A 1,444-nucleotide genomic window follows, 5' to 3' on the forward strand; every position below is an offset into this window, starting at 1 on the left:
CCCTTGCTGGATACGTTGATTTCATATGGCATGAACCGTGCAAGCATCGGTGTGCAGGATTTTGACCCACGGGTCCAAAATGCAATCGGGCGTCAGCAATCCTTTGCACAGACCCACGCGACCGTCTCCTATCTGCGTGCGGCCAACCTGCGAAGTCTGAACATGGACTTGCTGTACGGCTTGCCACATCAGACCGGCCCCAGCCTTAGCGCATCGCTTGAGCAGGTCATGGCCCTGCAACCGGACCGTTTGGCGCTTTATGGCTATGCCCATGTGCCGTGGATGTCCAAGCGTCAGGTGATGATCGACAGCGCCGCGCTGCCATCACCGCAAACAAGATTTCAACTGGCGGAACAGGCCCGCGAGATGTTGATACTCGACGGTTTCGTACCCATCGGCATTGATCATTTCGCCCGACCCGATGACGGGCTGGCCATCGCCTTGGCCAACGGGCATCTGCGGCGCAATTTTCAGGGCTATACCGATGATACTGCCGAGGTGTTGATCGGGATGGGCGCGTCCGCCATTTCGAAATTCCCGCAAGGCTACAGCCAGAACTTTCCGTCTACGGCACAATATACGTCGGCGATCGGGGCAGGGGGCTTGGCCGCCGACAAAGGCCATGTGATGACCCAGACCGATCTTTGGGTGGCGCGTGCCATTGAACAGCTGATGTGCCGGTTTGAAATCAACACGGTGGATCTGCGCGCACAGTTCCCGACCGAAAGCTGCGCCATCGCCCGCACCCTTAGTAATGTTGCCGCCAGCTTTCCTCAGGCGCTCAAATACCGGGACGGAATTTTGACGCTCGACCCCAAGTTTGAACCGCTGGTCAGGATCATTGCTGGGAAGCTTGATCTTTTCAAATCTACAAAAACTGCCCACAGCGCTGCGATCTAACCTGTTTCATGGCCATGCTTGGGCTGCGGAGGGATAATCCGGTACTTGGGTCCTCGACGACCTGAAAAAACGGCAATCTGAACAGAAAGACTTGCATCATCGGGGCGGCACCCTCATTCAGAGTGCTGTGAATAACAAAACACCCCCCGCGCCATTGTCCTTGGCGGCCCTTGGTTGGTCGCCCTTTTTTGATGACCAGATTGCGGCGGATGAAACGGGGTGTTTAAAGTTGCGGGTGGCCACCGTACATCGCGCGCGCATGAGCGCCATTTCACAGGATGGTCCCGTTAAACTGCGTCTGCCTGCGCGCAGCAATACCGCCGAATTTGCCGTCGGAGATTGGGTGTTGGCCGATCCGCAAGATCATAGCCTGATCCGGCGTCTTGACCGGCAATCCTTGCTCGAACGTCAAACCGTCGGCGCGCGAGAGCCGCAGTTGATTGCGGCAAATGTCGATACGCTGTTGATCGTGACGTCGTGCAACGATGATTTCAATCCGGCCCGGTTGGAGCGCTATCTGGCCCTTGCCAACGAGGCGGGCACC

The 1,444-nt window shown here is 57.3% G+C and carries 2 protein-coding genes; both read left to right on the top strand.

Translation table 11 applies throughout. The features are described 5' to 3' along the window. On the top strand, positions 1-900 hold a 900-nt coding region (locus tag ABYT07_RS21050; protein WP_372993944.1), incomplete at its 5' end, for a radical SAM protein. A 127-nt stretch (positions 901-1,027) separates the two neighbouring features. After that, positions 1,028-1,444, top strand: a 417-nt coding sequence (rsgA, locus tag ABYT07_RS21055; RefSeq protein WP_372993945.1) for a GTPase RsgA, incomplete at its 3' end; no start/stop codon positions are given.

Source organism: Sulfitobacter sp. (genome assembly GCF_041552635.1).
Classification (GTDB): domain Bacteria; phylum Pseudomonadota; class Alphaproteobacteria; order Rhodobacterales; family Rhodobacteraceae; genus Sulfitobacter.